The organism is Rhodococcus sp. NPDC056743 (genome assembly GCF_042790355.1).
Classification (GTDB): domain Bacteria; phylum Actinomycetota; class Actinomycetes; order Mycobacteriales; family Mycobacteriaceae; genus Rhodococcus_F.
Map to the genome: position 1 here is coordinate 346,965 of NZ_JBHTZI010000010.1, position 26,610 is coordinate 373,574.

General features: G+C 62.7%; 17 protein-coding genes. 10 read left to right on the plus strand and 7 right to left on the minus strand.

Annotated elements, in window-relative coordinates:
• Positions 1–46 precede the first annotated feature (46 nt).
• Complete coding sequence (locus tag ACFRFQ_RS24215) at positions 47–448, minus strand: YchJ family protein (protein WP_378663278.1); 402 nt, start codon at positions 446–448, stop codon at positions 47–49.
• 22 nt (positions 449–470) lie between these two features.
• Complete coding sequence (locus ACFRFQ_RS24220; RefSeq protein ID WP_378663281.1) at positions 471–2,033, minus strand: long-chain-fatty-acid--CoA ligase; 1,563 nt, start codon at positions 2,031–2,033, stop codon at positions 471–473.
• A gap of 257 nt (positions 2,034–2,290) precedes the next feature.
• On the opposite strand from ACFRFQ_RS24220, the gene ACFRFQ_RS24225 reads away from it, so the two are divergent.
• The 5 genes from ACFRFQ_RS24225 (at position 2,291) to ACFRFQ_RS24245 (ending at position 8,557) form a co-directional block, all read left to right on the plus strand.
• Complete coding sequence (locus tag ACFRFQ_RS24225; protein WP_033236733.1) at positions 2,291–3,064, plus strand: ABC transporter ATP-binding protein; 774 nt, start codon at positions 2,291–2,293, stop codon at positions 3,062–3,064.
• Positions 3,065–3,068: 4 nt separating this feature from the next.
• Positions 3,069–5,603 (plus strand): ABC transporter permease, encoded by a 2,535-nt coding sequence (locus ACFRFQ_RS24230; protein WP_378663283.1) that lies wholly within the window; start codon positions 3,069–3,071, stop codon positions 5,601–5,603.
• A gap of 88 nt (positions 5,604–5,691) precedes the next feature.
• A complete protein-coding gene (locus tag ACFRFQ_RS24235) occupies positions 5,692–6,138 on the plus strand; it encodes a hypothetical protein (protein ID WP_378663286.1) in 447 nt (148 codons plus the stop codon).
• Positions 6,139–6,242: 104 nt separating this feature from the next.
• Complete coding sequence (locus ACFRFQ_RS24240; protein ID WP_378663289.1) at positions 6,243–7,418, plus strand: acyl-CoA dehydrogenase family protein; 1,176 nt, start codon at positions 6,243–6,245, stop codon at positions 7,416–7,418.
• A gap of 8 nt (positions 7,419–7,426) precedes the next feature.
• Positions 7,427–8,557 carry an acyl-CoA dehydrogenase family protein gene (locus tag ACFRFQ_RS24245; RefSeq protein ID WP_378663291.1) on the plus strand — a complete coding sequence of 377 codons (1,131 nt, stop codon included), beginning with the start codon at positions 7,427–7,429 and terminating at the stop codon, positions 8,555–8,557.
• Between the two features lie 60 nt (positions 8,558–8,617).
• Here the strand turns inward: ACFRFQ_RS24245 and ACFRFQ_RS24250 are convergent, their stop codons facing one another.
• Entirely contained in the window at positions 8,618–9,931 is a 1,314-nt protein-coding gene (locus ACFRFQ_RS24250; protein WP_378663293.1) for a DUF5691 domain-containing protein, read from the minus strand.
• Between the two features lie 100 nt (positions 9,932–10,031).
• Between ACFRFQ_RS24250 and ACFRFQ_RS24255 the strand changes: the two genes are divergently transcribed.
• Positions 10,032–11,279, plus strand: a complete 1,248-nt coding sequence (locus tag ACFRFQ_RS24255) for a hypothetical protein (protein ID WP_378663296.1) — start codon at positions 10,032–10,034, stop codon at positions 11,277–11,279.
• A 148-nt stretch (positions 11,280–11,427) separates the two neighbouring features.
• Positions 11,428–12,204, plus strand: a complete 777-nt coding sequence (locus ACFRFQ_RS24260) for a hypothetical protein (RefSeq protein ID WP_378663299.1) — start codon at positions 11,428–11,430, stop codon at positions 12,202–12,204.
• Between the two features lie 19 nt (positions 12,205–12,223).
• Here the strand turns inward: ACFRFQ_RS24260 and ACFRFQ_RS24265 are convergent, their stop codons facing one another.
• On the minus strand, positions 12,224–13,171 hold the full coding sequence (locus tag ACFRFQ_RS24265; RefSeq protein ID WP_378663363.1) for an aldo/keto reductase: 948 nt from the start codon (positions 13,169–13,171) through the stop codon (positions 12,224–12,226).
• Between the two features lie 194 nt (positions 13,172–13,365).
• On the opposite strand from ACFRFQ_RS24265, the gene ACFRFQ_RS24270 reads away from it, so the two are divergent.
• Together ACFRFQ_RS24270 and ACFRFQ_RS24275 are read left to right on the plus strand one after the other, a co-directional pair.
• Positions 13,366–13,686, plus strand: a complete 321-nt coding sequence (locus tag ACFRFQ_RS24270) for a hypothetical protein (RefSeq protein WP_378663301.1) — start codon at positions 13,366–13,368, stop codon at positions 13,684–13,686.
• Positions 13,683–17,567 carry a cation-translocating P-type ATPase gene (locus ACFRFQ_RS24275; protein ID WP_378663304.1) on the plus strand — a complete coding sequence of 1,295 codons (3,885 nt, stop codon included), beginning with the start codon at positions 13,683–13,685 and terminating at the stop codon, positions 17,565–17,567. Before ACFRFQ_RS24270 ends, ACFRFQ_RS24275 begins: the two co-directional genes overlap by 4 nt.
• Before the next feature lie 62 nt (positions 17,568–17,629).
• Here ACFRFQ_RS24275 and ACFRFQ_RS24280 read toward each other — a convergent pair whose 3' ends face one another.
• The gene (locus ACFRFQ_RS24280; RefSeq protein ID WP_378663366.1) at positions 17,630–23,110 is read right to left on the minus strand and encodes a carboxyl transferase domain-containing protein; all 5,481 of its coding nucleotides are present in this window, start codon (positions 23,108–23,110) and stop codon (positions 17,630–17,632) included.
• 684 nt (positions 23,111–23,794) lie between these two features.
• The gene (locus tag ACFRFQ_RS24285; RefSeq protein ID WP_378663306.1) at positions 23,795–24,580 is read right to left on the minus strand and encodes a hypothetical protein; all 786 of its coding nucleotides are present in this window, start codon (positions 24,578–24,580) and stop codon (positions 23,795–23,797) included.
• A gap of 92 nt (positions 24,581–24,672) precedes the next feature.
• Between ACFRFQ_RS24285 and ACFRFQ_RS24290 the strand changes: the two genes are divergently transcribed.
• A complete protein-coding gene (locus ACFRFQ_RS24290) occupies positions 24,673–25,647 on the plus strand; it encodes a sigma-70 family RNA polymerase sigma factor (protein WP_378663308.1) in 975 nt (324 codons plus the stop codon).
• Between the two features lie 69 nt (positions 25,648–25,716).
• On the opposite strand, the gene ACFRFQ_RS24295 is transcribed toward ACFRFQ_RS24290, so the two are convergent.
• Positions 25,717–26,124 carry a VOC family protein gene (locus ACFRFQ_RS24295; protein WP_138872624.1) on the minus strand — a complete coding sequence of 136 codons (408 nt, stop codon included), beginning with the start codon at positions 26,122–26,124 and terminating at the stop codon, positions 25,717–25,719.
• Positions 26,125–26,610 lie beyond the last annotated feature (486 nt).

The window sequence follows — 26,610 nt, forward strand, 5'->3', positions numbered from 1 at the left end:
GTAGGTCTCTCGGTTCATGGCCCTGCGACGGCGTGCGCGGAGTTACCTAACCGATATCGCCGTCGACGTAGAGCCAACGCCCGTCGATTCGAGCAAATCTGCTGCGCTCGTGGAGGTTTCCGCGTTCATTCCCGTAAACGTAGTGCGCGCGGAATTCGACCGTTCCTTCGGAATCGAACAGACTGCCGCGCTCGGTGGCAAGAATCTCGAGCCGAGTCCATCGTTGCTGTGGGTCCAAGTCGAGCGCGGCGGGCCGGTGGTCGGGATGCCAGGTCTGCTGCAGATAGTCGGCATTCATGAGCGCAAATGCCGTGTATCTCGAGCGCATGAGAGTTTCAGCGGTCGGTGCGGTTGCTACGGCGTCGAGATACTTTCCGCAGCATTCGTCGACGGTATTGCCGGTGCCGCACGGGCAGAGTTGGGCGGTAATGGGGCGGCGTGAGGTCACCACCCCATTACAACACGCGAGCTCAGACCAGCTTGCTGTCGTGGTTCTCCCAGTACGGCTTCCGGAGATCTCGTTTGAGGATCTTGCCCGTCGGATTTCTCGGGAGAATCTCGACAACGTCGATGCTTGTCGGGCACTTGAACTTTGCGAGGCGCCCCTGGGTGTATGTGATCAGTTCGAGTTCGGTGATCTGGGCGTCGGTGGTGAGAACTACGACGGCTTTGACGGTTTCGCCCCAACGGTTGTCCGGTACACCGATGACCGCGACTTCGGCAACGGCCGGATGTTCGACGAGAACCCGTTCGATTTCGGGTGAGTAGACGTTTTCCCCGCCCGTGATGATCATGTCCTTGAGGCGGTCTTCGATGAAGACAAAGCCTTGGGAATCCGCGCGGCCCATGTCGCCGCTGCGAAGCCATCCGTCCGGTGTGATTGTTTCTGCGGTTGCGTCGGGTTTGTTGAGATATCCCGGAGTGCATTGCGCCGATCGCCACCAGAGTTCTCCGATGTTCCCCACCGTGACGTCTTCGAGAGTGACGGGGTCGACGATGCGCATCTCGACTCCCGGAATGGCGGTGCCCGCCGACGCCATTCGCTCGACTTGTGATTCGTCGCGGTGGACGTCGGGCATGAGAGCTGTGACAACACCGGCCATTTCGGTCATTCCGTAGACCTGGACGAACTCGGTGTTCGGCCAGGCCGCCAGGGCTCCTCGCAGCAAGGGGAGGGGCATGGGGGCTGCGCCGTAGGTGATGCGTGTGAAGGCGCGGAAGGCTGCGACGGCCTGATCGCCTGCCGCCAGGACGCCGGCGATGACGGGTGGCACGAGGAAGGCGATGTTGGCCCCGGCGGCAAGCCCGGCGAAGATCGACGGTCCGTCGGCTTCGCGGGTGAAGTAACAGCGTCCGCCTGCGTGAATTGCCATGATGGCGTAGCAGGTTCCGCCGACGTGAAACATCGGCATGGCGACCAGGAACATGTCGTCGTCGCGTTTCGGTAGGAGTTCGAGGACATTGTTGCTGTGCGCGAACAGATTTCGGTGAGTGAGCTGAACTCCCTTGGGGCGTCCCGTCGTTCCGGAGCTGTAGAGGATCAGGGCCGTGCTGTCGGGCGTGACGATCGGACGAAATGCCAACGGCGCGGCTTCGTCGAGCCACGGTTCGAATTCGTCGTTCTCGCTACCGACGGCGATAATCAGTTCGACGGCGGTGAGGCGATCGCGCAAGGCAACGACCTGGGGGAGGAGTTCGTTGCCGACAAAAAGGATGCGTGCCCCGCAGTCGGCAAGGATGTAGTCAAGTTCCTCGCCGGCGAGCCGCCAGTTCGGAATGGCATTCGCGGCTCCGAGTAATGAAGCGGCATAAGTGATTTCGAGGCAAGAGAGATGGTTCTTGTCGAGGAAGGCGACGGTGTCTCCCGGGCCGATTCCGGATTCGGCGAGTGCGCCCGCGATGCGCAGGATGCGGTTGTGCCACTGCGCCCACGTGTAGGTGGTTTCCTGGAACGTCACGGCTGGTTCTTCGGGTTTGACGCTCGCCCAGTGTTCGAGTTGATCGAAGATGATTGCAGGGGCGGCGTCGGACATCGGACCACCTTTCTCGAGTGATGTGTGTCACAAGGCTAGTGGGCGGCCGTCGTCAGCATGTGTGTTTTCCGTTGACAACTCAGGGAAGCCTCGACGGAAATCAGGGTGGTCCCTGATGGCGGTGGCGCGGAGTAGACGACAGGATGGAGCAGTGCCCGTTGGCGCTCGCATGCTGTGGGGTGCTCGATCCACCGAAGAAGTCCCACCGAAGAAGTCCCACCATAGAAGATCCACCGAAGTGAAGACGAAAGGCGATCATGAGTTCGCACGCCCAAGATGTGGCGGCCCGCGCTGTCGGCCTGTCCAAGACGTACGGCACCGGGGATACCCAGGTGCACGCACTCAGCGCTGTATCCGCAGATTTTGCTCGGGGTGAGTTCACGGCGATCATGGGGCCGTCGGGTTCGGGGAAGTCGACGTTGATGCATTGCCTGGCCGGTCTGGATTCGGCGAGTTCCGGTTCGGTGCTCATCGGGGACACCGAATTGACCGGGTTGTCTGATAAACAGATGACGGCGCTCCGACGCGATCGCATCGGGTTCGTTTTCCAGGCGTTCAATCTGGTGCCGACACTGACGGCACTAGAGAACATCACGTTGCCGCTCGATATCGCGGGTCGCAAGGCCGATCCGGCGTGGTTGGACAATGTGCTGACGAAGCTCGGTTTGAAGGATCGCCTGGATCACCGGCCGGGTGAGCTGTCTGGCGGGCAGCAACAGCGTGTTGCGTGTGCGCGGGCGCTGGCCGGTCAGCCCGAGATCATTTTCGGCGACGAGCCCACCGGCAATCTCGATTCGCGCTCGTCCGGCGAGGTCCTGTCGATTCTGCGGTCAGCGGTGGACGAGTTCGGTCAGACCGTGGTGATCGTGACGCACGATCCGCGCGCTGCTGCGTATGCGGATCGCGTCGTATTTCTGGCGGACGGCAAGATCGTCGACGAACTGCGTGAGCCGACGGCCGATTCCGTTCTCGATCGGATGAAGCGTCTGGATGCTCCGCAGGTTCCGGTCAACGTAGAAGCCGGAGCTTGACGATATGGCTTCGGTAACCAATTCGCCGATGCGCAAGGTGTCCTTGCGTAACTTGGCGGCGCACAAGGTGCGGTTGGCGCTCACCGTGTTGTCGGTGGTGCTCGGTACGGCGTTCGTCGCCGGATCGTTTGTGTTCACGGATACGTTGCAGAAGACGTTCGACTCGATTTTCGAGAACACTGCTCAGGGCGTCGACGTCCGGGTATCGATGCCCGATCGCAACACCAGCGGTGTTCCGATCGAGGATGTCGACAAGCTGGCTGCCATCGACGGAGTCCGCGCCGTGGCGCCGGCCGTGAGTGGACAGATCGTTCTGATCAATGCCGACGGCGGTGCCGTCCAGACTGGTGGCGCACCGAGTATCGGTACGTCGTATCTGCCGGCGGATCAGGCGATCACACCGCCCGATCCGTATTCGGCAGGCGGGCCGCCCACGGCTGACGGAGATATTGCGCTGAACGTGAGTGCGGCGGAGCGTGCGGGTTTGTCGGTCGGTGACCAGGCTCGAGTTCTGGTGCCGGCGCGGGGAATCGTAGATGTGACGTTGTCCGGCATTTACACCAGCTCCGGCAGTGACACCGGTGGTTTCATCGGCGCGTTGTTCACCGATGATCAGGCTCGCAGCCTGTTCACGGACGGTAAGCATGTCGACTACATCGACGTTGCCGGCACCGGACTGTCGCAGACCGACATGCAGCAACGGGTGGAGCAGGTCTTCCCGGACTTGAAGGTGCAGACCGGAGACGAGGTCCGCGAGGAGACCAAGGCCGAGGTCGACACCGCACTGAGTTTCATCAACTACTTCCTGCTGGCATTCGGCGCTATTGCTCTGCTGGTCGGCACGTTCATCATCTACAACACCTTCTCGATGATCGTGGCGCAGCGCTTGCGTGAATTGGCGTTGCTTCGGGCAGTGGGAGCGAGCCGGGCTCAGGTCGGTCGATCCGTCGTCACCGAAGCGTTGATCGTCGGATTGATCGGCAGCGTCATCGGATTGCTGGCCGGTATCGGACTGGCTTACGGCCTGCGCGGGTTGCTCAATGCCTTCGACGTGGGGCTACCGGAGGGGTCGTTGCAGGTCAGCCCGCGGACGGTCGTTGTCGCGTTGGTTGTCGGCGTTGTCGTGACGACGCTCAGTGCTTATGCGCCGGCGCGTCGGGCGTCCAAGGTTCCGCCGGTCGCGGCGATGCGCGAGGAGTTCGCCTCCACCGGTGACTCGCTGCGTGTCCGGACGCTTGTCGGCGCCATCCTTGGTGTTCTCGGTGTTGTCCTGGTGGTCGCCGGTTCGCGGGGAACCGGTGAAGGTGCCGCTCTGACTGTCGGCGGCGGAGCGTTTGCGTTGATCATCGCGGTTCTGCTCGGCTCTCCCGCTCTGTCTCAGCCCATCGTGGGCGCACTCGGTGTGGTGTTCGCCAAACCGTTCGGTGCTGTGGGTCGTCTGGCACGCACCAATGCGGTCCGCAATCCGCGCCGTACCGCGGCCACGGCTTTTGCCTTGACGTTGGGCCTGATGTTGGTGACGGTCATCGGTGTGTTCGGTTCCTCGGCCAAGGCGAGTATCAATGCGCTGGTCGACGTGGGTGTCACTGCGGATTACATCCTGTCCGGTCCCAATTCGATCGGTGTGCCGCGAGGCGCAGCCGACGCAGTGCGCGCGCTCCCGGATGTGCAGAGTGCGACGTCCTTGCACGGGGTGCGTGCCACCGTGAACGGAGAGGACGAGCAGGGTGCGTCGTTGGACGGACCCATCGACGGAGTCCTCGACTACAACATCGTCGAGGGGACCGCAGATCTGTCGGGCAACAACATGATGGTGTCGCAGACAACGTCGACGGACAACGGTTGGACCGTCGGATCGACCCAGACGTTGACGGGCGCGGACGGGACCCAGTACCCGGTTGTTGTTGCGGGAGTGTTAGAGGACAACCAGTTGATCGGATCGTGGATCGTCTCGGACGAGGCGTACCAGGCCTTGATGCCGGCAACCAGCCTGCCTGATTTTGCCGTTCTGGTGAAGGCGAAGCCGGGTACCGATCTGAGCGCCTTGCGCGGCGAACTCGAGAAGGCCACGGAAAAATATGTGGTTGTTCAGGTTCAGGATCGTGAGGAGTTCAAGGGAACCCAAGGGCAGCAGATCAATACGTTGCTCGCGATCTTGTACGGGCTCCTCGCACTGGCAGTCGTGATCGCGATCCTGGGCATCATCAACACCTTGGCGCTCTCGGTCGTGGAACGCCGACGCGAGATCGGAATGCTGCGGGCAGTCGGTATGCAGCGCGCGCAGATGCGGCGCACGATCTACCTCGAATCCGTTCTCATCGCGGTCTACGGTGCGGCCGTCGGTGTGGTGCTCGGCATCGGTTTCGGTTGGGGATTCGTGAGCACGCTTCGGGACCAGGGATTGGGTGAGATCACGATTCCGTGGGGTCAGGTTGCGTTGATGCTGGTCGGTTCCGGAATCGTCGGTGTACTCGCGGCACTGTGGCCGGCTAATCGAGCGGCCAAGACCAAGCCGCTGGAGGCGATCGCGGACCTGTAGGGCTTACGGCTGTCACATTCACGCGACCGGTACCGTGCGCACTTTTGGCTGTTCACGCAGCGGAAAGTGCGCACGGTACCGTTTCCTCATGAGCACTCTTCAAGAAGTCGGCGATCGTGAATCCTGGCGTTGCTGGCTGTGTGACGAGCCCGTCGATCCCGACATGTCGGTTAACGATCCGCGCGGCCCGAGTATCGACAGCATCAACACCGCCAAGAAGGGCGGCAAATCCAAGGGTGGTGTCGAGCGACTCGCACACCGCGCGTGCAATACCAAGAAAGGCGCCGTCAAGCCTGTTGTGGAGTGGCCGGATCGGCTGTTCGTGGTTGATCCGGCGCCGATCATCGGTGTTGTGGAGCAGCTCGAACGTAAGGGTGGCCGGGTCGCGGTTGCACGTTGCCCCGGCAAGGACGACGCCCAGGAAGCGTCGGAGTGGTTGCTTGATCGGCTCTCGCGGTTGGCCCCGGATCTGAACGTCGATACGAGTATCGACCCTGCTGGTGGTGGGTTCCTTCTGGTTGTGAAAACCGTGTAGTCGGATTCGGTCCGCCTTTTCTTCGGGTGTCCTAGCCTTGTCGTGAGCGATCGGGGTACGGTCGAGTCGAACATGAATCCGGTTTCGAGTGCGAAGGAATCACGATGAATCTGGCGTTGACCGACGAGGAACTGGCGTTCCGGGACGAAATGCGGACTTTCTTCCGCACGCAGATTCCTGAATCGACCAGGAACGCGTACGCCCACGGGGAAGAGTTGGGGCGCGACCGAATGGTCGAGTCGCAACAGATTCTCAACGCCAACGGCCTGGCCGTGCCGCACTGGCCGGTCGAGTGGGGCGGTAAGGATTGGACTCCGGTTCAGCACAACATCTGGCTCGACGAGCTGCAGTTGGCGTCTGTTCCGGAGCCCCTTGCGTTCAACGCGAACATGGTCGGACCGGTCATCGCGGCTTTCGGTTCGCAAGAACAGAAAGAAAAGTTCCTCCCGGCGACGGCAAACCTGGATATCTGGTGGTGCCAGGGCTTTTCGGAGCCGGAGGCGGGCTCCGACCTCGCATCGCTCAAGACCCGCGCTGTCCGGGACGGCAACGACTGGGTGATCAACGGCCAGAAAACCTGGACCACACTCGGCCAGCACGCAGACTGGATCTTCTGTCTCGTTCGCACCAACCCCGATGCGCCCAAGCGGCAGGCGGGTATCTCGTTCATCCTGGTCGATCTGAAGACACCGGGCGTGACGGTCCGTCCGATCAAACTGATCGACGGTGGCTACGAGGTCAACGAGGTCTTCTTCGAGGACGTCCGCGTTCCGGATGAGAATCTGGTCGGTGAAGAGAACCAGGGCTGGGGCTACGCCAAGTTCCTGCTCGGCAACGAGCGCACCGGCGTCACGCGGGTCGGTTTCTCCAAAGTGCGTGTGGCTCAGGCAAAAGCGCATGCAGCACAGGTCAAGGTCGGGAACGGGACGCTTCTCGAAGATCCCCTGTTCGCCGCTCGCCTGGCCGAGATCGAGAACGAGTTACTTGCGCTGGAGCTCACTCAACTCCGGGTTGTTGCCGGGTCCGCGGACGGTAAGCCGAACCCGGCCTCGTCGTTGCTGAAGTTGCGTGGCTCCGAATTGCAGCAGGCGAGTACCGAGTTGCTGATGGACGTTGCCGGCCCCGATTCGTTGCCGTTCGACGCGGGCACCGACATCGCGTCGGCGAGCTGGGCGCAGCACTCTGCCCCGGCCTACCTGAACTACCGCAAGGTATCCATCTACAGCGGATCGAGCGAAGTGCAGCGCAGCATCATCGCCTCCTCGATCCTCGGATTGTGAGGCGTGGCATGGACTTCGAACTCAATGACGAACAGAAGCTTCTCCGTGACACCACCAAGGATCTTCTCGCACGCAGCTACGACGCGGAAAAGCGAAATGCAATCATCGACGCAGACCCCGGGTGGAGTCCGCAGGTGTGGAAGCAGTTGGCAGAGGTCGGTCTCCTTGGTCTGACGTTCTCCGAGGACGACGGCGGGATGGACGCCGGCCCCGTCGAGATCGGTGCTGTCATGACCGAGATCGGCCGACGCCTCGCGCCGGAGCCCGTTCTGGATGCAGTGGTGACGCCGGGCGGACTGATTACCGAAGGCGGTAGCGCCGAGCAGCGATCATCCATCCTTCCTGGAGTTGCCGAGGGCGTCACGTTCCTGGCGTTCGCCGATCAGGAACCTGGAATTCGTTGGCCTGCAACGCAACGGGCAACGGCCGCAGTGCGCGCAGGTGACGGCTGGAGCATTACCGGCATCAAGAATCCGGTCGGCCACGGCGCCGCTGCGGACATCCTGGTTGTCAGCGCTTCGCTGCCGGACGGCGGAGTAGGGCTGTTCCTGGTCAAGAGTGACGCATCGGGTCTGGTGCGCAAGTCGTACGCAACCCACGACGGTTTGCGGGGTGCGCAGGTCGAGTTCACCGATACTCCTGCCGAGGCGCTCGGTGCGGGTGGTGACGCGTCGGCGTTGATCGTGGCCGCGCAGATTCGGGAGCAGGCCGCTTTGTGTGCCGAGGCTGTCGGTGCGATGGAAGAGGCACTGCGCCTGACGACGGAGTACCTCAAGACCCGCAAGCAGTTCGGGGTTCCACTGGCCAAGTTCCAGACGCTGACCCATCGGGCAGCCGACCTGTACGTGTCACTCGAGTTGGCGCGCAGCATGAGCTTGTACGCGACCATGTCGCTGGCGGACGGTGTGGTCGATCCGGTCATCGCGTCCCGGGTCAAGTTGCAGATCGGGCGATCGGCGCGGCTGATCGGTCAGGAAGCAATTCAGATGCACGGCGGCATCGGCATGACGGCGGAGTATCCGGTGGGCCATTACGTCAGCAGGCTTGTTGCCATCGAGCACACGCTCGGCAGCACCGAGGATCACCTGCGTGTATTGGCTGCCGGCGTTGCCGACCATGAAATGGTCAGCGCGGTCTGATCTTTCGCGAGGGCCGATCGGGGTCGCATTCCGCAGTCGCGGGGTGCGGCCCCGATTTTGTCAGTGCCCGCTTCGCAGTACGTCCAATCGGATTCGGCGCGCTTCGATGTGTTCGGCGGTCTCGGTCAAAGCCCGCTGCCAGTCGGTGGACGCCGTTCGGTCGGCCGCGTCCAGCAGCAATGCACCAGCCTCGAGGGGGAACCGGGCTTGGGCGCTCCGCAGCGTCGAGTAGTGGCTGTGGCGCGAGTGGATGCCGAGTTCTTCACCGGAGGCAACGTGTTTGGCGGCTTCGCCTTCGAGTGCGCTGACAAGTTTCTGTGCAATGGGCAGTGGCCAGGGTCGGTCGATGCCGTCCAGCAGTGCGCTGCCGTCGACGCCGAGGAGGTAACTGTCGGCATGGCCCGCGAGGATGTACGCGATCCGTTCGCGCGGACGCGCGATCGCGACGACGCGGCGATCGGTGTTCCGGCCGTCCCGAGCGAGTAATGCCGATGCCCAGGCGGGGTTCTTCTGTAGAACTGTTGCGGCGGTCCATGATTCGGTCATCACATCGCGCCATTGTTTCTCGATGGGAATGCGAAGTGCATCGTGGGGTGAACCGATCATCGATTCCCACAACGTCAGGGGCGTCGCCGTGACAACTTGGCGCAGCCACCACTTGCCGATTCCCTTGTACTGGGCCCCGACGTCTTCGATGCCGTCGCGTGGGGCTTTGTCGTCGAGTGAACCGGGTAATCGGATGACGAGGCGAGGTCGCAGGGGCTTGGTCTCGAGTCGCACCCAGGTGTGGGCCCGGGTAGCCATCCGTTCGGCAAACGGGGATTCGGGAAGTTGGCGGAGTAGTTGGATCGAGCGTTCGCGGACCGGCGGCGACGGATCGTCGAGCCCGCGCTCGAGAATGTCGTAGTCGTGCTCGCCCAACCCGACGCTCAGCCGGTCCAGGAACTGGCGTCGCAACCCCGCGGGTTCGTTGTCCCACGCAATGTCGAGTTCTTCTGTCGCGAGTGCCGGGTCGACCGTTCGGATGTAGTCGAACCAGGCGAGGCGGTCGTCCGGGTCGGGGGAGAGCCACAGTTCGTCGCGGCGTGACCCGACACGACGCAGCTGTGCCCAAGCCGGATTGTGGTCTGCCAGATATTGCCCGCGCGGACCGGCAAGGCGAAGCAGTGCCTCGCGGTGTTCGAGGTACGTGCGGGCCGCTTCCATGAGCGCAGGAACAGTCGGTGCGGGGGCAACGTATCGGTAGGTCTCGGCAACCTCGAACCACTCGGGCAACGACGGTGACCGCGTCTCGAGTAGTGACGTCACGTGTGCGATCGCCGACGCGGGGAGCGTCGGACGCCCTACCGTTATGTCGGTTCGCAGCGAGGTCACTTGCCTACGGTAAGGCAGAGGTGTGTCAACTTTCACTCGGGGTAGCGGCGCGGATGTCGAGATTCTGGGAGAGTGGACAGCGGCACCTGGGAGGCTTGACATGGCAGAAATTCATGGCGTCACCGTGGGCAATGGAACCAATGGGGCGGAAGTTAACAGTGGTGCGGATGTGTCGGTAACCGAACGTCGTGCACTGATTTCCAGCCATGTCCTCTCCTGGTGCGAAGCAGGAATCGTCGAATCGAATCGCCCCGAGCTGTCCACCGAGGTTGCGCTGTTGTTGGCCGGCGGTTACGTCGACGACGAGACCCGGGCGATCATGGCCGAACGCCGCGCGGTGGGACGGTCGTTCCCCGACATCGGTAGTTGGTCCGAACTGAGGTACCTCACGGACGAGTACACGAGAACGTGTCGGCGGCTCAGTGCTGCCCGAATCGGACCGGTGCAGGTTGTCCTGGAACGACGTGTTCAGGCCTTGGAGAAACGCGTCCAGGCCGCGCGCTCGGCGGTTGTGCGATCCAACCGGCACTTCGCGAGCAGTGTCCGCGCTATCCGCAAGGACCGGCGCGACGGGCTGCATCTCGACGTGGAGCAGCGCGAAGCCCTGTTCGTCGGACTCACCCGCACGCCGGTCCCGGCGAAGTCGACCACCGGCCTGGGCGCCGTTGCCGGTAGCGGAAGCGCGGCACTCGACAAACTCGCCGGACGGCTCGCAAGCCTCGAGGGCTCCGGGGTCCTCGCCGACGCGGGCCGTCGTATGGCCGAGGTACTCGACGGCTTGGCACCGCACGACGACGACGGCGTGAGCGGGAAATACGACGCGCTGCTCTACCTCGCCGGCAACGTGTACGACCGCATCGAGTCCTCGAATGCCTGGCATTCCGATCATTTTGTCGTCCAACGCAATCAACTTGATCTTGCCGACGAGATCACCCAGATATCCGTGGATACGGTTGCCTTGCGGTCGATCCTCGCCGAACTCGACGAAGCCGCAAACCTGGCGCGCGACGAGGCGACCCGAGCGTCGATCGACTCGAGAACGCGAGCCCTCGGCGCGGTGTGGGATCAATTGGTCGAGCGAGTTGCGGCGTTGGCGCGGATCGGTGACCTGGTCTCGCGGGCTGAGGAACAGCTCAGTTCTCAACGTGCCGTCGAGCACGCGGCGAGCTTGGACAGCCGCATCGACGATCTGCTCGCGCGGTCCGGATCGCGTGAGCTCTCGGCCGCCAACACGCACTACGTCGGCGATCAATTCGACGGCGTCGACGAGTTGATGTTGGCGCACCGCGCGGCACTGTACGGCGACATCGCACTTCTGACCTCCGGGAATGAGCGGCCCGCACCTTAGGTACTCGAGCGAGGGCGCGGTAAGGTCGAGGTAACTAGCCGGCCGTGAGCCGGATTCGCCGGGCGTCGGCCGCGACACTTGTTCGCTGACGCCCCACCCGCAGGCCGATCTGGCGATACCGGGCGCAACAGCTTCAAGAAGGTCGACCATGGAAGACACCGCAAGTCGTGGCATCAACGCGTTCATTTCCGAAGTAACCCAGCGTGGGGGTCACGCCGTGCGGTTGACGCATTCGCGCCGCAACCCGGTGCAGGTGACGGGCAATGACGGCAGTACCCGCATCGTCCGCGTCCGGTCCAAGCTTGACGGCGACTGGCAGGCCAGGCGCCAGGACGAGTCCCTCGAGAGCGACGACACCCGCTCGGAGTTCTGGGTTTTTGTCGATCTTGCGGTCACACCTCATCAGTTCTTCATGCTGCCGTCGGTGGAAGTGGCGGACGATATTCGGTCCGAGGTCGATCTGTGGATGATGGACACTCCCGGGCGCACTCGGACGGGCCATCACGCGATTGCGCGTGGACGGGTTGCCCACGGGCACGACCGTTGGGACGTTTTGGGCGTCGCTGCGGTCAAGGATCCGAGCATTCACGTGGCAGCGCCGGTGGCCCCGAAGCCCGCGAAGACTGCGGTTGTCGCCAAGAAGCGTCGTGCCAGCGCCGCCGATAACGAGATTCCGGTGATCGATCTGCGCGTCGAGGTGAGTGCCGATTGCCACGGTTATCGCTGGATCGGTCGATTCGACGAAACGAGCGGCGTACTCGAAATCATGCGTGGCCCGATGGAGGGACGCAGGTTCCCCAATCCGACGGCTGCCGCGAATGCTGTTACCGGACATATTTCCGGCGATATCGAGAGCTACGACGGTTGGGTGTTCTGGACTGTCGACGGCGCCGCGTTGGGTGCGCGGCACCGCCGTAGCGCTTAGGCGTCCAGCGCTATAGCGCCTAGGCTCCGACTGCGGCGGACACCCGTTCGAGCAGGTCGAGTTCACTTGACGTGAGCACCAGATCCGGTGCGTCGAGTAGGGCCGGAAGCTGCTCTACTCGGCTGACACTGGCAATCGGCGCGGTGATGCCGGGCCTGGTCAGCAGCCAGGCCAAGGCGATGGTCGACATTTCGCAGGTGTGATTTTCGGCGATTTCGGCGATCGCGTCGACCACTGCGAGGCCGGCGTCATTGAAGTAACTTGCCGTGATGCGTTCGCGGGGGCTTCCGTCGATATCTGCGCGGGTTCGGTACTTTCCGGTGAGGAAACCCGAGGCGAGTGCAAAGTAGGGGAAGACGCTGATGTTGTTGTCGGTGGCGATCTTCGCGAGTTCCGGTTCGTATGATTTCCGGTGTACCAGGTTGTAGTGAGGCTGCAGTGCGATGGGACGCGCATACCCGTTCTCTTCGGTGATTCGCAACCATTCGCGAACGCGATCGGGAGTGTAGTTCGAGATTCCGAGGTATCGAACCTTGCCGCTCTCGACCAGTGCGTTAAGCGCCTCGAGAGTTTCCTCGAGCGGTGTACTCGGATCGTCGAAGTGTGCGTAGTACAGATCGATGCGGTCGGCTTGGAGGCGGCGTAGTGACGCGTCCGCTGCCGCGGCGATGTTGTCTGCCTTCAAACCCTTGAAATCGGGGTGGCTGCCAACCTTCGTGGCGACGACGATGTCCTCCCGAAGTCCGCGATCGGCAATCCACTTTCCGATGATGGTTTCGGATTCTCCGCCGGAATTACCCGGGACCGAGGCGGTGTAGGAGTCGGCGGTGTCGATGAAGTTCGCGCCGGATTCGGCAAAGGCGTCGAGTATCTCGAAGGACGTTGCCTCGTCAGCGGTCCACCCGAAGGGGTTGCCGCCCAAGGACAACCGAAAGATGTCGATATCCGAGCTGCCGATTTTCGCCACTGCGCAGTACTCCCGTCGATGCAACGTCGACGCCATTCGCCGACGTCCGAACCGTACCGTGTTGCATCCCGATAGGGGGTGTGGAGTCCGGGGAGCGCGCCGAAATCGTTGCTGTTCGTGATTGCCGCGTGCGGTGTGGGGTATGGCCACTGGGTAATGATCTCTGTTCGACGGACTGTGAGAAGGAGAGTCCGATGTCGATGGTCAGTGAAGCGACCCGGGTGGTCACGGGTGCGGCGAGCGTGACCACCAGTGCGGTGGGTGCCGTAGGTGGCGGCGTTGTCGGAGGAGTGAACGGTGGCATCCGCGGCGCGGTCGGCGGTGTGCGTGACGGAATGCGAGCGGGAAGCAAGTCGACGCCGACGGCTGTTCTCACACTCGCGGCGATGGGTGCTGCCGGTTTGGTCGAGTGGCCGATTCTGCTGGGAGTCGGCGGCGCTGCCGTCGTACTACGGCAATTGGCAGGAGCCGACACACCGGAGAAATCCGTGACAAAACCGGGACCGGTGGCATGAATCTATTCCCAGCGGGACTGATCGGGCTTCTGTCCACACCGTTTCGATCCACGGCCGAGCGGCAACTGATCGGGCGGACCTTCAGCGTAGCCGTCGCGGCAGCGGGAATTGTTCCGGCACTTGCCGGTTCGGTGTCACGGGTACCGACTATTCCGGGATCGTCGTTGCTCGCGGCCGGGGTCTCGGTTCTGCATCATCAACCCGCTCTGCGTCAGCAGTTGGAACGCATGCTCGGGCGCGAGTTGACCGATCTGGTCCTCGAATCGGCCAAGTCGGTGACGGACGTGGTGACACAGGCTCCTGCGGCGTTGACGGTCGATCTCGGCATGCGCTCGCTACTGCTCGGGGAGGCCTGGAGCTTGCGTACTGCATCCCAGCGGTGGGGTGTTGCCGTGTCGTCGGAGGTGCCGGACGACGAAAGCCGTGGGCCAGGTGAGCACCACGCGGAGCGCGTAGCGCTGGCTCAGCTGGCAAGTGGTGCTGTGATGGGTGCTGTCACACAGAATTCCGAGCTTGCATCGACTGCGGTGCGTGTTGCGGCGCCGCGGGCGTTGCGGATTTCCCGAGAGGCGTTTGCCGCAGTGCTGACGAGGGGGCTGTGGCAGCGCGAGGGATCGCTGGTTGTCGATCCGGGTGCAGCCCGGCGGCTCGACCGCGTGGACACAGTTCTGATCGATCCGCGGGTACTCCTCACCGAGGAGCTTCGGGTATCGGATATCCGGGGCGTCGCGGATTCGGATCGGGTTCATATTTGGGATCGCGCGCGCCGAAAACTGGGAGACGGCAAACTCGCTGTCGGGTGGCACCGGATCGGCGGTGCCGACGTGCTCGTGCGTCCGACCCGAAAACCGTTGGCGCAAGCCGTAGTAGCGGAACTGCGCGCCGCTGGGGTGCGGGCAGTCAGCCTCGATGTTGACACTCTCGGGTCGCTGCGCGGCGGCTTCGACGAACTCCTCGAGGCCCCCGGCAGCAGCGACCGAGACATCGACCAGGCGTTGGAATCCGCACTGACCACGTTGTCGGAAGCCGGTGCGCGTGTCGGCGTTGTCAGTTCGTTCCATCCGGCCGGGCCGGCGGAGCTCCGGATCGGTGTTGCCGAGCCTGATCGGGCGCCGCCGTCGGCGGATATCCTCGAACATGACCTTGCCGGGGTGTGGCGGGTGCTGCATGCGCTGCCGTCGGCACGGGCAGCGACGCGGCGGGGCGTCGAATTATCCAGCGGTGCTTCAGTCCTGGGTGCCTTGGTCATGCTTCCCGGTGTGCGTGGACGCGGGCCGGGTCCGATCACCATCGGTGCGGGGGCCGCATTATGGACCGGCTTTCGGTTGGCGCACTCCGCGGTCGGTGAAGACGTTCCCGAGGGTTCCGCGCGCAACGACTGGCATGAACTGGGCACAGACGAAGTGCTACGCGAACTCCCGTCACCCGACGAGAAGGCCGTGGCTGCAACTCGATTCAGGACGTTGTCGCGCTTTGCTGCGCCGGTCCGGGTGGGCCGCGACGTTCTTGACGCAGTCAGATCAGAGTTGTCGGATCCCTTGACGCCGGTTCTGGCGACAGGATCGGCTGCCAGTGCGATTCTGGGCTCGCCGATCGACGCGTTCCTGGTGGGTTCCGTGTTGACCGGCAATGCCACTTTGTCGGCGATTCAGAGACTGCACTCGGAACATGTTGTCCGTGAGCTTCTTCGGGTGCAGGAGCCATTGGCTCGACGGGTATCGACGCGACGGGTATCGAACGGGTCAGACCCCGAGCGGGTTCCGGCGGACGAATTGCAGATCGGCGACATCCTGGTTCTCGAGTCCGGAGATGTGGTGCCTTCCGACGCTCGGCTTCTCGACGTCGATTCGCTCGAGGTCGACGAATCTTCCTTGACCGGCGAATCCATGCCGGTCGAGAAGCAGACCGACCCCACTCCCGGAGTGCCGGTGGCTGAGCGAAGCTGCATGATCTACGCCGCCACAACCGTCGTTGCCGGTGAGGCCCGTGCAGTGGTGACCGCCGTGGGATCGCAGACCGAAGCCCGCAAGGTCGATGTGCGGGCACCACAGCGTGGCCCCGAAGTGGGCCTGACGCACAGACTCCGAGATCTCACCCGAAAAACGCTCCCCGTCAGTCTCGGCGGCGGGGCATTGGTTACCGCGGTGGGACTGCTTCGGGGCACAGCGCTGCGACAGGCAGTGACCGGTGGTGTCGCGGTTGCCGTTGCCGCTGTGCCGGAGGGACTACCGTTGGTCGCCACTTTGGCGCAGCAGGCCGCCGCGCGCAGACTGACATCGGTGGGAGCGCTGGTCCGTTCGCCGCGCTCGATCGAGGCGCTGGGGCGTGTGGATGTGGTGTGTTTCGACAAAACCGGAACGCTGAGCGAGAACCATCTGCACGTCGCGGCAGTCGAGCGGGTCGACGGGTGGCGGGGAAATCGGATCTTGGAAGTTGCCGCACGAAGCGCCTTGAGTAACAGTGGGGATCAGGTCTTTCACTCGACAGACGCGGCTGTTGTCAGCGCCGCCGACGACGTGTTGGCCCATCCACTGGTGTTCGAGGATGCAGAAGCCTCGGCGATGGTGCCGTTCCGTTCGGGCCGGCCGTATTCTGCCGCGTTGATCGGGCATCGGATTGCCCTCAAAGGTTCACCCGAGTTCGTGTCACACGCAGCCGTATCGAAAAAGCGTGTGTCCTCAGGGCATGTCAAGAAGATGGCAAAGCGTGGACTCCGGGTCATCGCGGTGGCTCAACGTGAGCTGTCCGAGTCGGCCGCCCGACGTGCTGCCCAGGATCCCGAGTTCCTGGAAGAGTGCTGCGCGCATGATCTGGAGCCGGTCGGGTTGCTCGGGCTCTCCGACACTCTGCGCTCCGATGCCGGACAACTCGTCGCGGAACTTCGCGATCGGGGGCTGGGCGTTCGGGTCCTCACCGGCGATCATCCACTGACTGCGGCAGCTGTTGCGGGGGAGTTGGGTTTGGACGTCAAGCCCGGCGACGTGCTCACCGGTTCGGAGTGGGAGAACATGTCCCACGCCGAGAAGGAGGCCGCGGTTGCGGAACGAACCGTGTTCGCACGCATGACGCCCGAACACAAAGTACAGGTTGTGCATGCCTTGGAGTCGAGTGGCTCGGTCTGCGCGATGGTGGGTGACGGCGCCAACGACGCGGCCGCGATCCGTGCTGCCAGTGTAGGGATCGGAGTTGCGTCCACCGGCAGTGACCCCGCCAGGGGCGCTGCGGACATCGTCTTACTGGAAGGGCGGGTCAGTGGGTTGATCGACGCTCTCGACGAGGGCGCGCAATTGTGGCAACGGGTGCGTTCCGCGGTGGGTGTCCTGCTCGGCGGCAACGCGGGTGAAGTGGCATTCGCGTTGATGGGCAGTGCATTGTCCGGAATATCTCCACTCAATGCGCGACAGATGCTGTTGGTCAATCTCATGACTGATGCATTGCCCGCCGCAGCCCTGGCGGTGAGTACGCCGACGGCCGAAGGTCGTAGCGATACGCCGGCGACGGACGCGGACGCGTTGTGGCGCACCATTAGCGTCCGCGGCGGCGCAACTGCGGCCGGGGCTCTGTCCGCCTGGATACTTGCCCGGATGACCGGTCGACGGCGACGTGCGTCGACCGTGGCTCTGGTGGCTTTGGTAGGTACCCAACTCGGGCAAACCTTGATCGAATCGCGGAGCCCCCTGGTGGTGGTGACGGCTGTGGGGTCAGTCGGGGTGCTCAGCGTTCTTGTCAGTACACCAGTAGTGAGCCAGTTCCTGGGCTGCACTCCGCTCGGTCCGATTGCGTGGGCACAGGCAATCGGATGTGCTTGCGGCGCAACCACTCTTGCAGCGGTTGCCGCGCCAGTCATCGAGCGGTTGGTGATGCCCGAGAACGGGGGTTGATACAGAGGTGGCCCCCGCCGGAGTTATCCGACGGGGGCCACGTGTCTGCTCAGTGATTACTACTACGCGAGCGAGCGCTTCATGCCGCGCTCGACGGCCGCGATGATCTGCGGACGCAGTTCGGCGGCAGGCACGATCGCATCGACCGAGCCGACCTCACGGGCACGCTGGATGTTGTGGATAGCCTCGAACTCCGATGCCACCTCACCGAGCTTGTCGGAGCGCACGGCGATGCGCTGAGCGTTCAGTTCGACTCGCAGGCGTGCCTTTTCGGTGTCGTCCTTCGCCGCGGCGAGATCCGATTCCAGTTGCTGCACCTTCGGGTCCTTGTTGGTGCGGGTGTTCACGTCGCGAGTGAATACCACCGCTGCGGCGGGTGCGCCGCCGAGGACGGACGCAAACGATCCTTCCACGGCCAGAACTTCCATGTTGTCGTTGAGCGCTCCGGAGAACACGACGAACGCGCCACCGTGGTAGCGGGAGACGACGCAGAACACGATCGGGCCGTCGAAGTTGACGATGGCCCGGCCGATCTCGGCGCCGTATTCCAACTGAATGTTGCGCAGCGACTCGGGGGAGCCGTCGAAGCCGGACAGGTTGGCCAGCACCACGATCGGACGGTTGCCACTTGCAGCGTTGATGGCGCGCGCCGTCTTCTTCGACGAGTTCGGGAACAGCGTTCCCGACGTCCAGGTGTCCGGTCCGTCTGCGGGGAAGTGACCCTTACGCGGAATTGCGCGAGATTCGATGCCGACGACGGTGACCGGGTATCCCGATAGGTGTGCGTCGATCACCACGGAGGTGTCGGCGCCGGCCATGTCGGCCCACCGCTCGAGTACGGAGTGGTCCTGGTCGACCACTGAACGCATGACCGTCCGAATGTCGAAGGGCTTCTTACGATCCGGGTTCTTGACGGACGAGAAGACGTCGCCGACGGTCTCGAAGTCGCTCGACGGGTGGGTGTGCGGGAAGCTCCGTACGTCACGGTCGATCGGGTCAGCCGTGTTCGCCCGGCGCGGGAAGCGTTCTCCGGGAGCGAGGTACGAGTGCGCGTAGTGACGGAACAGGATTTCGCACGCGGCCGTGAGGTCGGGTGCCCAGTACTGCGCCTGGCCGTTGGGACCCATGACGCGGTCGTAGCCGCCGATGCCGAAGTTGTCCTCGGCCGAGACACCACCGGAGTAGTCCAGTGACTGCTTGCCGGTCAGCACCATCGCGCTGTCCGGGGTCATCACCAGAATGCCCTTGGTGTGCATGAGCATCGTGGCTTCGGCGTTCCAGTACGGCTGCGCGCCGACGTTGATGCCGGTGACAACGATGTTGATCTCGCCGCCGTTCTGGGTGAACGTGATGATCCGACGCAGTCCGCGTGAGACCCAGTCCATGTTCTCGGTGCCGCTGTCCATGGAGATGGTGGCACCGGAAGACAAGGCAAACCACTCGACGGGCACGTTCAGCTTTTCAGCCAGGTCGATGGCAGCGACAACGCGGGAGCACTCGGCCTCGGCAACCGTTCCCAGTGCCTTGGTGGGATCACCGAACAGTGCGACGCGTGTCATGCCCTCGGGGTAACGAGGCGTCGGCGTGTTGACAAGTCCGACAACAATTCCGGCCTTGTTGAGGCCGAACGGGCGGTCGACGGGAGCCAGAACTCCGGCGTCGTCGAAATCGTGCTCGACGAATGTGCCCTTGTTGCCGGTCAGCAGCGGCACCAATTCGTACGGGTAGACGGTGCCGCGAGCACGTGAGCTCTGCACCTTCTGGGCGTACGCGTCGAGGGGGAGCAGCGGTTCGGTGGGAGGAGTGGTCTTGTTGATGACGACTCCGGCGCCCGCGCGGTACGAGAAGCGCAACGCAACTTCCTCAGGCGCTCCACCCTTGGGATCCTTGAGACGCGTGATCAGGGTGATCTCTTCGATTCCGGCGCCGACGGTGAGGCGGGCGGCGTTCTGAGCGATTACGGAGAATCGATCAGCGGGAACGTCGGCAAGCGGCCACACGTAGAGAACAACCCGGTTGGCGGCAAGACGACGCTTGTCACCACGCTGGCTCTGGGCGCGGCGGATACCGTCGAGGCAGGCCGCGAGTGTGCGTTCGATTGCGGGAAGCGCAACCATCCGGCCTTCGTCGTCGAGTTGTGGTGTCACGTCGCGAATTTCGGCCAGCGCGATCAGACGCTCGTCCGACGGGTTCTCCTTGGCGGAGAGGTGGAACAGGTAGGTGTTCTCCGGGGCCGGAAGGCGCTTGCCGTTGAAGTTCTTCAGACGCCACATGTCGAGACGCTGACCGGTCAACGGGTGCATGTCGCGAATGATCTGGTCCTCGACCAGTTCTCCGTCGACGGGACGGAACGTGACCCAGCGGACCGGATCACCATTCGGGTTGCAGACGATGACCGTCACACGGCGTGAGCGGTTGACGGTCTCGTTGCGAGAGAGCGCAGTCCGCAGTGTCTCGACGAGGGTGTCGCCGTCGGCAGGCTGGTTCGGCCAGTCGAGGTAGATGTCGATCACCAGACCGCGGCCGACCGGGGCGTCCTGTGCGATCGTGGTGACGTCGTCGAGAGCTGTTCCGAGAGCATCGAATTCGGCCACGGTGGAGACCAGGTGGAGGCCGTCGCCCTTGAGATCGAAGTTACCGGTGACAAATCGGCGATCGACGTGCTCGAAGGCACGCACGTCCTCGAAGGAGTGAATCTTGTAGTACCGACGCGTTATGACCTCGACCAGCGGTCCGCCGTCACGACTACCCAGACCGATTTTGCGACCCAACAGATCGAGCAGCGGTTCCGGTGTTGCCACGAGGTTCGCGATCCGCTTGTCGAAGTCCGCAGCGTCCGGCTGTTCCTCGAGGTACGCAATGTTTCCGCGCACACCGTCGTACACGTCTTCGCGAACCTTGCGGATGCGCGGTTCGTCGAAGTATCGGAACCGAAGGTTGCGGGCGACGTCGCCGATGACCGGGAAGCGCACCTGCGTTGCCACGATCAGTCGGTCGAGGACCTCGTTCAGTTCCTGGGCCGAGCAGCCGGGTGCCTTGTCACCTGCGAGCCAGCCTTCGAGAAGTGCTGCGATGACCGGGATCTGGGCTTCCATACGCTGCAAAGCGAGGAAGAGTCGGTAGACAGCTTCTTCGACAGCGGTGCGATCGTCGAGATCGGTGACGTCGTAGTGGCGCAGGGCGCGCTCGAGGCGCGTGCGGAACGACGCCGGGACACCCTCTCGTTCGACGTCCAGCGAATGCAGGAACGTGTGGAAATGCTCGCGCGGGCTGTGGACGGATTCGTCCTTCTCCGTCTCGCCCGACGTGGGCTTGTTGCGGGAGAGTTCGCAGATGTCGGCAAACGTGGTCAGAACGGCAAGTTCTGCCTGCACCAGTTCACGATCTTCCGATTCGAGCGCGCCGCGCAGTGCGTCGTACTCGGCGAGAACGGCATTGGCATGCTTGCCGCTGACGTCGTAACCACTGATCATCGCAGTCAGGGCTTCGAGCTGGGCCAGCGCGTCGGTGCGAGTGTCGGAACCGGAAACCGAAGCCGATAGATCGAATTCGACGCGCGGAGCCTTCTCGGTGACAGCTTCGTCGCCAACCTGATCGACGCGCAGCAGCGGTGCGCCCGCGTCGACCTGTGAGTTGACCGTCGCCAGGACCTCGCGAACCTTGCCGGCATACGGCGCGCGAACCGCAGTTTCCATCTTCATGGATTCGAGAACCACGAGGGTGGAACCGGCTTCGACGTCGTCACCGACGGCTACCGGCACTGCGACAACGACCGCAGGAGCGGGCGCGCGGACCACGCCGGCGTCGTCCTGGCTGATCTGGTGGCTGATGCCGTCGACCTCGACGAGGTAGCGCGACGGGCTTGCGACGGAAACGATGTGAAAGCGTCGATCGCCGATGACGAGGCGTGACTCGAAGTCGCCGAGCCGATCGACGTCTACCTCGACGTCACCGGCATCACCGTCGACGCGATAACTGTGCGGGCCGGTGCGGCCGACGGTCAGCTTGTAGGCCTGACCCTGGTAGTTCAGTTCGACCGTGCGGCCGATGGCGTGGTTGGCGCGGGGGCGGCCACCGCGGGCCGACGCCAGGAACGCTGCGCGCTCGAGCGATTCTTCGGCGTCGTAGGCGTCGATCGCGGTGGCGATGAGGGCGACGTCTGCGCGACGCGTCGTGGAATCCAGAGCACCGGTGCGGTCCAGCCAGCCGGTGTCGGCGGATGCCGAGATGACCTCGTCACGATCGAGGAGATCGAGGAGGAACGACTTGGTGGTGGTGCCGCCGTCGAGTACGACGGTGGTTTCCCGCAAGGCCGTGCGCAGGCGTGCGAGGGCTTCCGGACGGGTGCGTCCCCAGGCGATGACCTTGGCGACCATCGAGTCGTAGTCGGGAGGAATGACGTCGCCTGCCGCGATTCCGGTGTCGACGCGGATACCCGAGCCGAGGGGGAACTTCAGCAGTTGGACGGTGCCGGGTGCCGGAGCAAAATCGTTGTCGGCGTCTTCGGCGTTGAGGCGGGCCTCGACGGCGTGACCGAATGCAGGCGGGCAATCGCCCACCAGTTCTTCTCCGCTGGCAACAAGAATCTGCAGCTTGACCAGGTCGATGCCGGTGGTGACCTCGGTGATGGGGTGCTCGACCTGAAGGCGCGTGTTGACCTCGAGGAACGTGAACAGCTTGTTCTCGGGCTGGTAGAGGTACTCGACCGTGCCGGCGCCCTGGTATCCGGCAGCCTTGACGAGTTCCGCGGAGACCTTCTTGAGGTGGTCCGACTGCTCCTCGGTGAGGACGGGGGAGGCAGATTCCTCGATGACCTTCTGGTTGCGACGCTGGATCGAGCAGTCGCGGACGCCCGGAGCCCAGACATTGCCGTGATTGTCGGCGATGATCTGCACCTCGACGTGGCGTGCGTCGGTGACCAGGCGTTCGAGGAAGACGACAGGGTCGCCGAAGGAACGCTCGGCCTCACCCTGGGTGCGCTCCAGTGCAACTTCGAGTTCGTCCTCGGCCCAGACCTTGCGAATTCCGCGTCCGCCGCCGCCACTGCGAGCCTTGATGATCAGCGGGTAGCCGATGGCCTGCGCGTGACGACGAGCATCGGCGCGCGTGTCGACCGGTCCGCCGCTCCACGGCGCGACGGGGACGCCGACCTTCTCGGCGAGGATTTTCGCGGCAACCTTGTCGCCGAGCAGTCTCATGGCGTCGGCGCTGGGGCCGATGAACGTGATGCCCAGCTTTGCGACGATTTCCGCGAACGCCGGATCTTCGGCGACGAAGCCCCAGCCGACCCAGACCGCGTCGGCCTTTGCGGCCAACAATGCCCGTTCGAGTTCGACGTAGTCGAGGTACGGGCTGCCCGTGCCGGTGCTGCGGAGAGTGACACCTTCGTCGGCCTGGCGAACGAACATGGCCCGACGCTCGGCCTCTGTGTGCAGTGCAATGACGCGAATGCCGTAGTCGTGTTCAGCATTCAGTTCGCGTACTGCCCTGATCAGGCGGACCGCGGCCTCACCTCGATTGACCACTGCGATTCGTTTGAACATTGTCACTGCCACCGTCCTTGATGAGATTCATACGTCGCGTACGACGCGATATGGGCTGATCGTGCGTCACATACCGTCATGCTGTGGTTCTGACCCGCTCCGGGCTGTGGGCACTGCTGCTGTGACAAAACTGCGGTGATGCGGATTGCTTGCCCCCGGTATACGCATCTGCAGGTGTTTGCCAGGTGGGTTCGTGAGTCCGGTAACGCCGAGTGCACGCGTCACGCCTGTGGCATGGACTCAGAACCGCTCCAATCACGAAATAGCAACATAGTGTTTCTGCCTCCAGGGAGTCCCTGGTTTATCTAAGGATGCAGCATGGGCGCCCACATGTCACCTGGGCGAATTGAAGAATATTAGTCAACGTGAACTGCGGTAACGCTTATCGTTTAATCTGCTGCGCCACAGACCTTTTCGTTGCTGTGACACGGATCACGGAGCGTTCCGATGAGCTCGAAATTGAATACTCATGGGTAACAAATTCGATTCTGGCGCAGCAGTTTTGAATCTGTCGAATGCTACCGACCAGTGTTACTCGCCAGTACTACTGGTGGGTACGTTGACGCTCCGCAAATGTGGCGGCAATGAAATTGTGTCTCTCCGGTCGGGGTGGATCAGCGCCGAAGCGGTGGCGTGTGACTCACGGTGAGCGACACACCCCTGCTTCTCGGGGTGTTTCACCAGTTACGTTGCTGTAGAACTGCTTTCAATGTTTTCGGAGCCAAAGTCCTCGGCTGGAAGACGGGCCTCCAGTTCGTCGAGATGGCGAGCTATGTCGTCGAGTCCGGACTGGGGCAGGTTCAACCGGTCGCCGAGTGTGCTTGCCGCCGTGCGGAAATCCTCGACCAGAGGTGCGTACTTGGCGGACAGCCTTGTTCGGGTCGGTTCGTCGAGATGCTTCACACTGCCCGCGTTGTCGACGAAATCGCTGAATTTGACGAGGAATACGCCAGGATCCTCGATAACCGAGACAACATGGTCGCGATAGCTGACGGCATTTCCACCGCGGCTGTCGCTGATCGGATTAGTTACGGCTGCAACGATATTCGACACCCGATGCCCGAAGGTGTCGGAGATTGCGAGTGACGCCGACTGCCTGAGTAAGGATTCGTCCTCGTCGAGCGTCGGGTGGCCGGACAACAGTTCGATAACGGCACGCGGTTGATCTTCTACCGTGTCGTGGAGAGCCGTGGCTGCCAGAACGTCGGCATCGACGCATCCGTATCGGAGAAGCCTGAGAACATTGCGCAGAGGGTGGACGATATACGGATCCTCGGGGTTCTTGATTCCGTTCTTGCGGTTCTGGTCGATGTGAGCGAGCGCGGCTACATTCATTGCTTGCCGCAAAACTCCGCCGGAAAGGGACGCCCGCTCCGCTGCTTCCAAGACTGCGAGTGCGAGGAGGGCTGGGTCCATCTCCTTGAGAGCGATGGCGTCGAAGGTGCGACTCATCGAAGTGGTGTTGTACATAGGAATCCTCTCGATTGCGGGGCAGGAAAATGGCAGGCGTTGTTGCCTCGAGTCCTCCTGTGTATCTCGGCTTCGGCCACTAGTCTGAGGAAATGACAGTCGATCAGGCGTTGGACAGCGATTTTCTGACACTTGCCGATCCGTATCGGCGGGAGCTTCTAGCGCACTGCTATCGCATGATGGGTTCGATCCATGATGCCGAGGACCAGGTCCAGGAAACATTCATCCGGGCGTGGCGGGGATTCGATGGTTTCCGCGGCCAATCGTCATTTCGGACCTGGCTTTATCGTATCGCGACGAACACGTGTTTGACGGCATTGGAAGGGCGCGCCAAGCGCCCACTTCCGACAGGCTTGGGCGCGCCCAGTTCCGACCCTTCCGACGAGTTGGTCGAGCGCAGCGAGATCCCCTGGCTGGAGCCTATTGCCGACTCGTCCTTGGGTGACGTGAACGATCCGGCCGTCATGGTTGTACAGCGAGATTCCGTGCGACTGGCATTGATCGCCGCGCTGCAGCATCTCTCGGCGAGGCAGCGAGCGGTACTGGTGTTGCGTGACGTGCTGCAGTGGAAAGCCGCTGAGGTAGCCGAAGCTCTCGATACCACCACAACCGCGGTCAACAGTGTTCTACAACGAGCGCGCGCACAGATCACCAGCATCGCTCCTACCGAAGAGACACTGATCGAACCCAGTTCCGGGGAAGCGCGAACAATGCTGCGTGAATACGTCCGAAGCTTCGAGAGCTACGACGTCGACGCCATTGTCGCTTTGTTCACGCGCGACGCCGTCTGGGAAATGCCACCGTTCGAGGGGTGGTACCGCGGCCCCGAGGCGATCGGCCAGCTCATCGGGAACAAATGCCCGGCCGACGGGCCAGGAGCAATGCGTCTATTGCCGACATCTGCCAACGGTCAGCCGGCGTTCGGACTCTACATGCGTCAGGCGGACGGCATTCACCATGCATTTCAGCTGCATGTTCTCGACGTCACAGAATCGGGGATATCGCATGTGACCTGCTTCTTCGATCTGAGCCTGTTCCCCAGATTCGGTTTACCGGCAGAGCTGTAAACAGGTCAGGGGTTGAACGCGCACTCGCGCACAACCCCTGACGGTCGCAGTTCTACCGGGGATTCATCTCTACTGGGGAACCGTCGCCGCCGGGTCCATCCACATGACCTCCCAGACGTGATTGTCGAGGTCGCGGAAGGCGCGACCATACATGAAGCCGTGGTCCTGAGGTTCCATCCACTTGGTGCCGCCGGCCGCGATCGCCGCATCGACAAAGCTGTCCACCTCTTCTCTGCTCTCTGCAGAGATACACATGAGGGCTTCGCGGGCTTTCGACGTGTCGCAGATGTCGTCGGCGATGAAGTCGCCGAATCGGGGCTCGTTCAGGAACATGACAGTCGCCGCGTCGCTGACGATCATCGACACAGTGTTCTCGTCGCTGAACATGTCGTTGAACTCGAAGCCGAGCCCGGCAAAGAAAGAGCGTGTGGCGGAAACATCCTTCACAGGCATGTTGACGAAGAGCAGACGGGACATCGGGTACTCCTTGCTGTCGGGTGGAACCGCTGATGTTTGGTTCCTTTCGCACATACAGACCGTCCGAGAAGCAGAAAATCATCGGGGGAGTGTGGATTTTGTCGAGTAAGTGCAGCTGTTAACTATTCGCAGCGCTGTGACCTGGCGATTTGGTGTTGTGTTGATCTTCGCGTAACTTATTCCAAGTCAGAGCGACACGGACACCGACTCCCGCTTCACAGCGAGTGACACGAGGTTGTACGAAGTGCCTGGCCAAATTTCGAAGTAGTTTCCATCATGTATGGTTGTGCTTCACCTCCAGTTCTTCTTCAAGATGTTCCGGTTTGCGCCGGTGACTTCGATGGGATAGGCTGGAAAAGTTGCCCCGGAGCGGCGGCCAGAGGGTCGTAGTGATGGTGTGCGCGTGTTCTTTGAGAACTCAACAGTGTGTCGATGAATGTCAGTGCCAAAATTATTTTGGTACTTCACATGTCGAATGATGTTCCG

Coding starts and splice junctions, on each gene's coding strand:
- ACFRFQ_RS24245 (WP_378663291.1), top strand. CDS start 7,427: ATGGACTTCGAACTCAATGACGAACAGAAGCTTCTCCGTGACACCACC.
- ACFRFQ_RS24255 (WP_378663296.1), top strand. CDS start 10,032: ATGGCAGAAATTCATGGCGTCACCGTGGGCAATGGAACCAATGGGGCG.
- ACFRFQ_RS24270 (WP_378663301.1), top strand. CDS start 13,366: ATGTCGATGGTCAGTGAAGCGACCCGGGTGGTCACGGGTGCGGCGAGC.
- ACFRFQ_RS24240 (WP_378663289.1), top strand. CDS start 6,243: ATGAATCTGGCGTTGACCGACGAGGAACTGGCGTTCCGGGACGAAATG.
- ACFRFQ_RS24275 (WP_378663304.1), top strand. CDS start 13,683: ATGAATCTATTCCCAGCGGGACTGATCGGGCTTCTGTCCACACCGTTT.
- ACFRFQ_RS24230 (WP_378663283.1), top strand. CDS start 3,069: ATGGCTTCGGTAACCAATTCGCCGATGCGCAAGGTGTCCTTGCGTAAC.
- ACFRFQ_RS24260 (WP_378663299.1), top strand. CDS start 11,428: ATGGAAGACACCGCAAGTCGTGGCATCAACGCGTTCATTTCCGAAGTA.
- ACFRFQ_RS24290 (WP_378663308.1), top strand. CDS start 24,673: ATGACAGTCGATCAGGCGTTGGACAGCGATTTTCTGACACTTGCCGAT.
- ACFRFQ_RS24220 (WP_378663281.1), bottom strand. CDS start 2,033: ATGTCCGACGCCGCCCCTGCAATCATCTTCGATCAACTCGAACACTGG.
- ACFRFQ_RS24285 (WP_378663306.1), bottom strand. CDS start 24,580: ATGTACAACACCACTTCGATGAGTCGCACCTTCGACGCCATCGCTCTC.
- ACFRFQ_RS24280 (WP_378663366.1), bottom strand. CDS start 23,110: ATGTTCAAACGAATCGCAGTGGTCAATCGAGGTGAGGCCGCGGTCCGC.
- ACFRFQ_RS24235 (WP_378663286.1), top strand. CDS start 5,692: ATGAGCACTCTTCAAGAAGTCGGCGATCGTGAATCCTGGCGTTGCTGG.
- ACFRFQ_RS24225 (WP_033236733.1), top strand. CDS start 2,291: ATGAGTTCGCACGCCCAAGATGTGGCGGCCCGCGCTGTCGGCCTGTCC.
- ACFRFQ_RS24295 (WP_138872624.1), bottom strand. CDS start 26,124: ATGTCCCGTCTGCTCTTCGTCAACATGCCTGTGAAGGATGTTTCCGCC.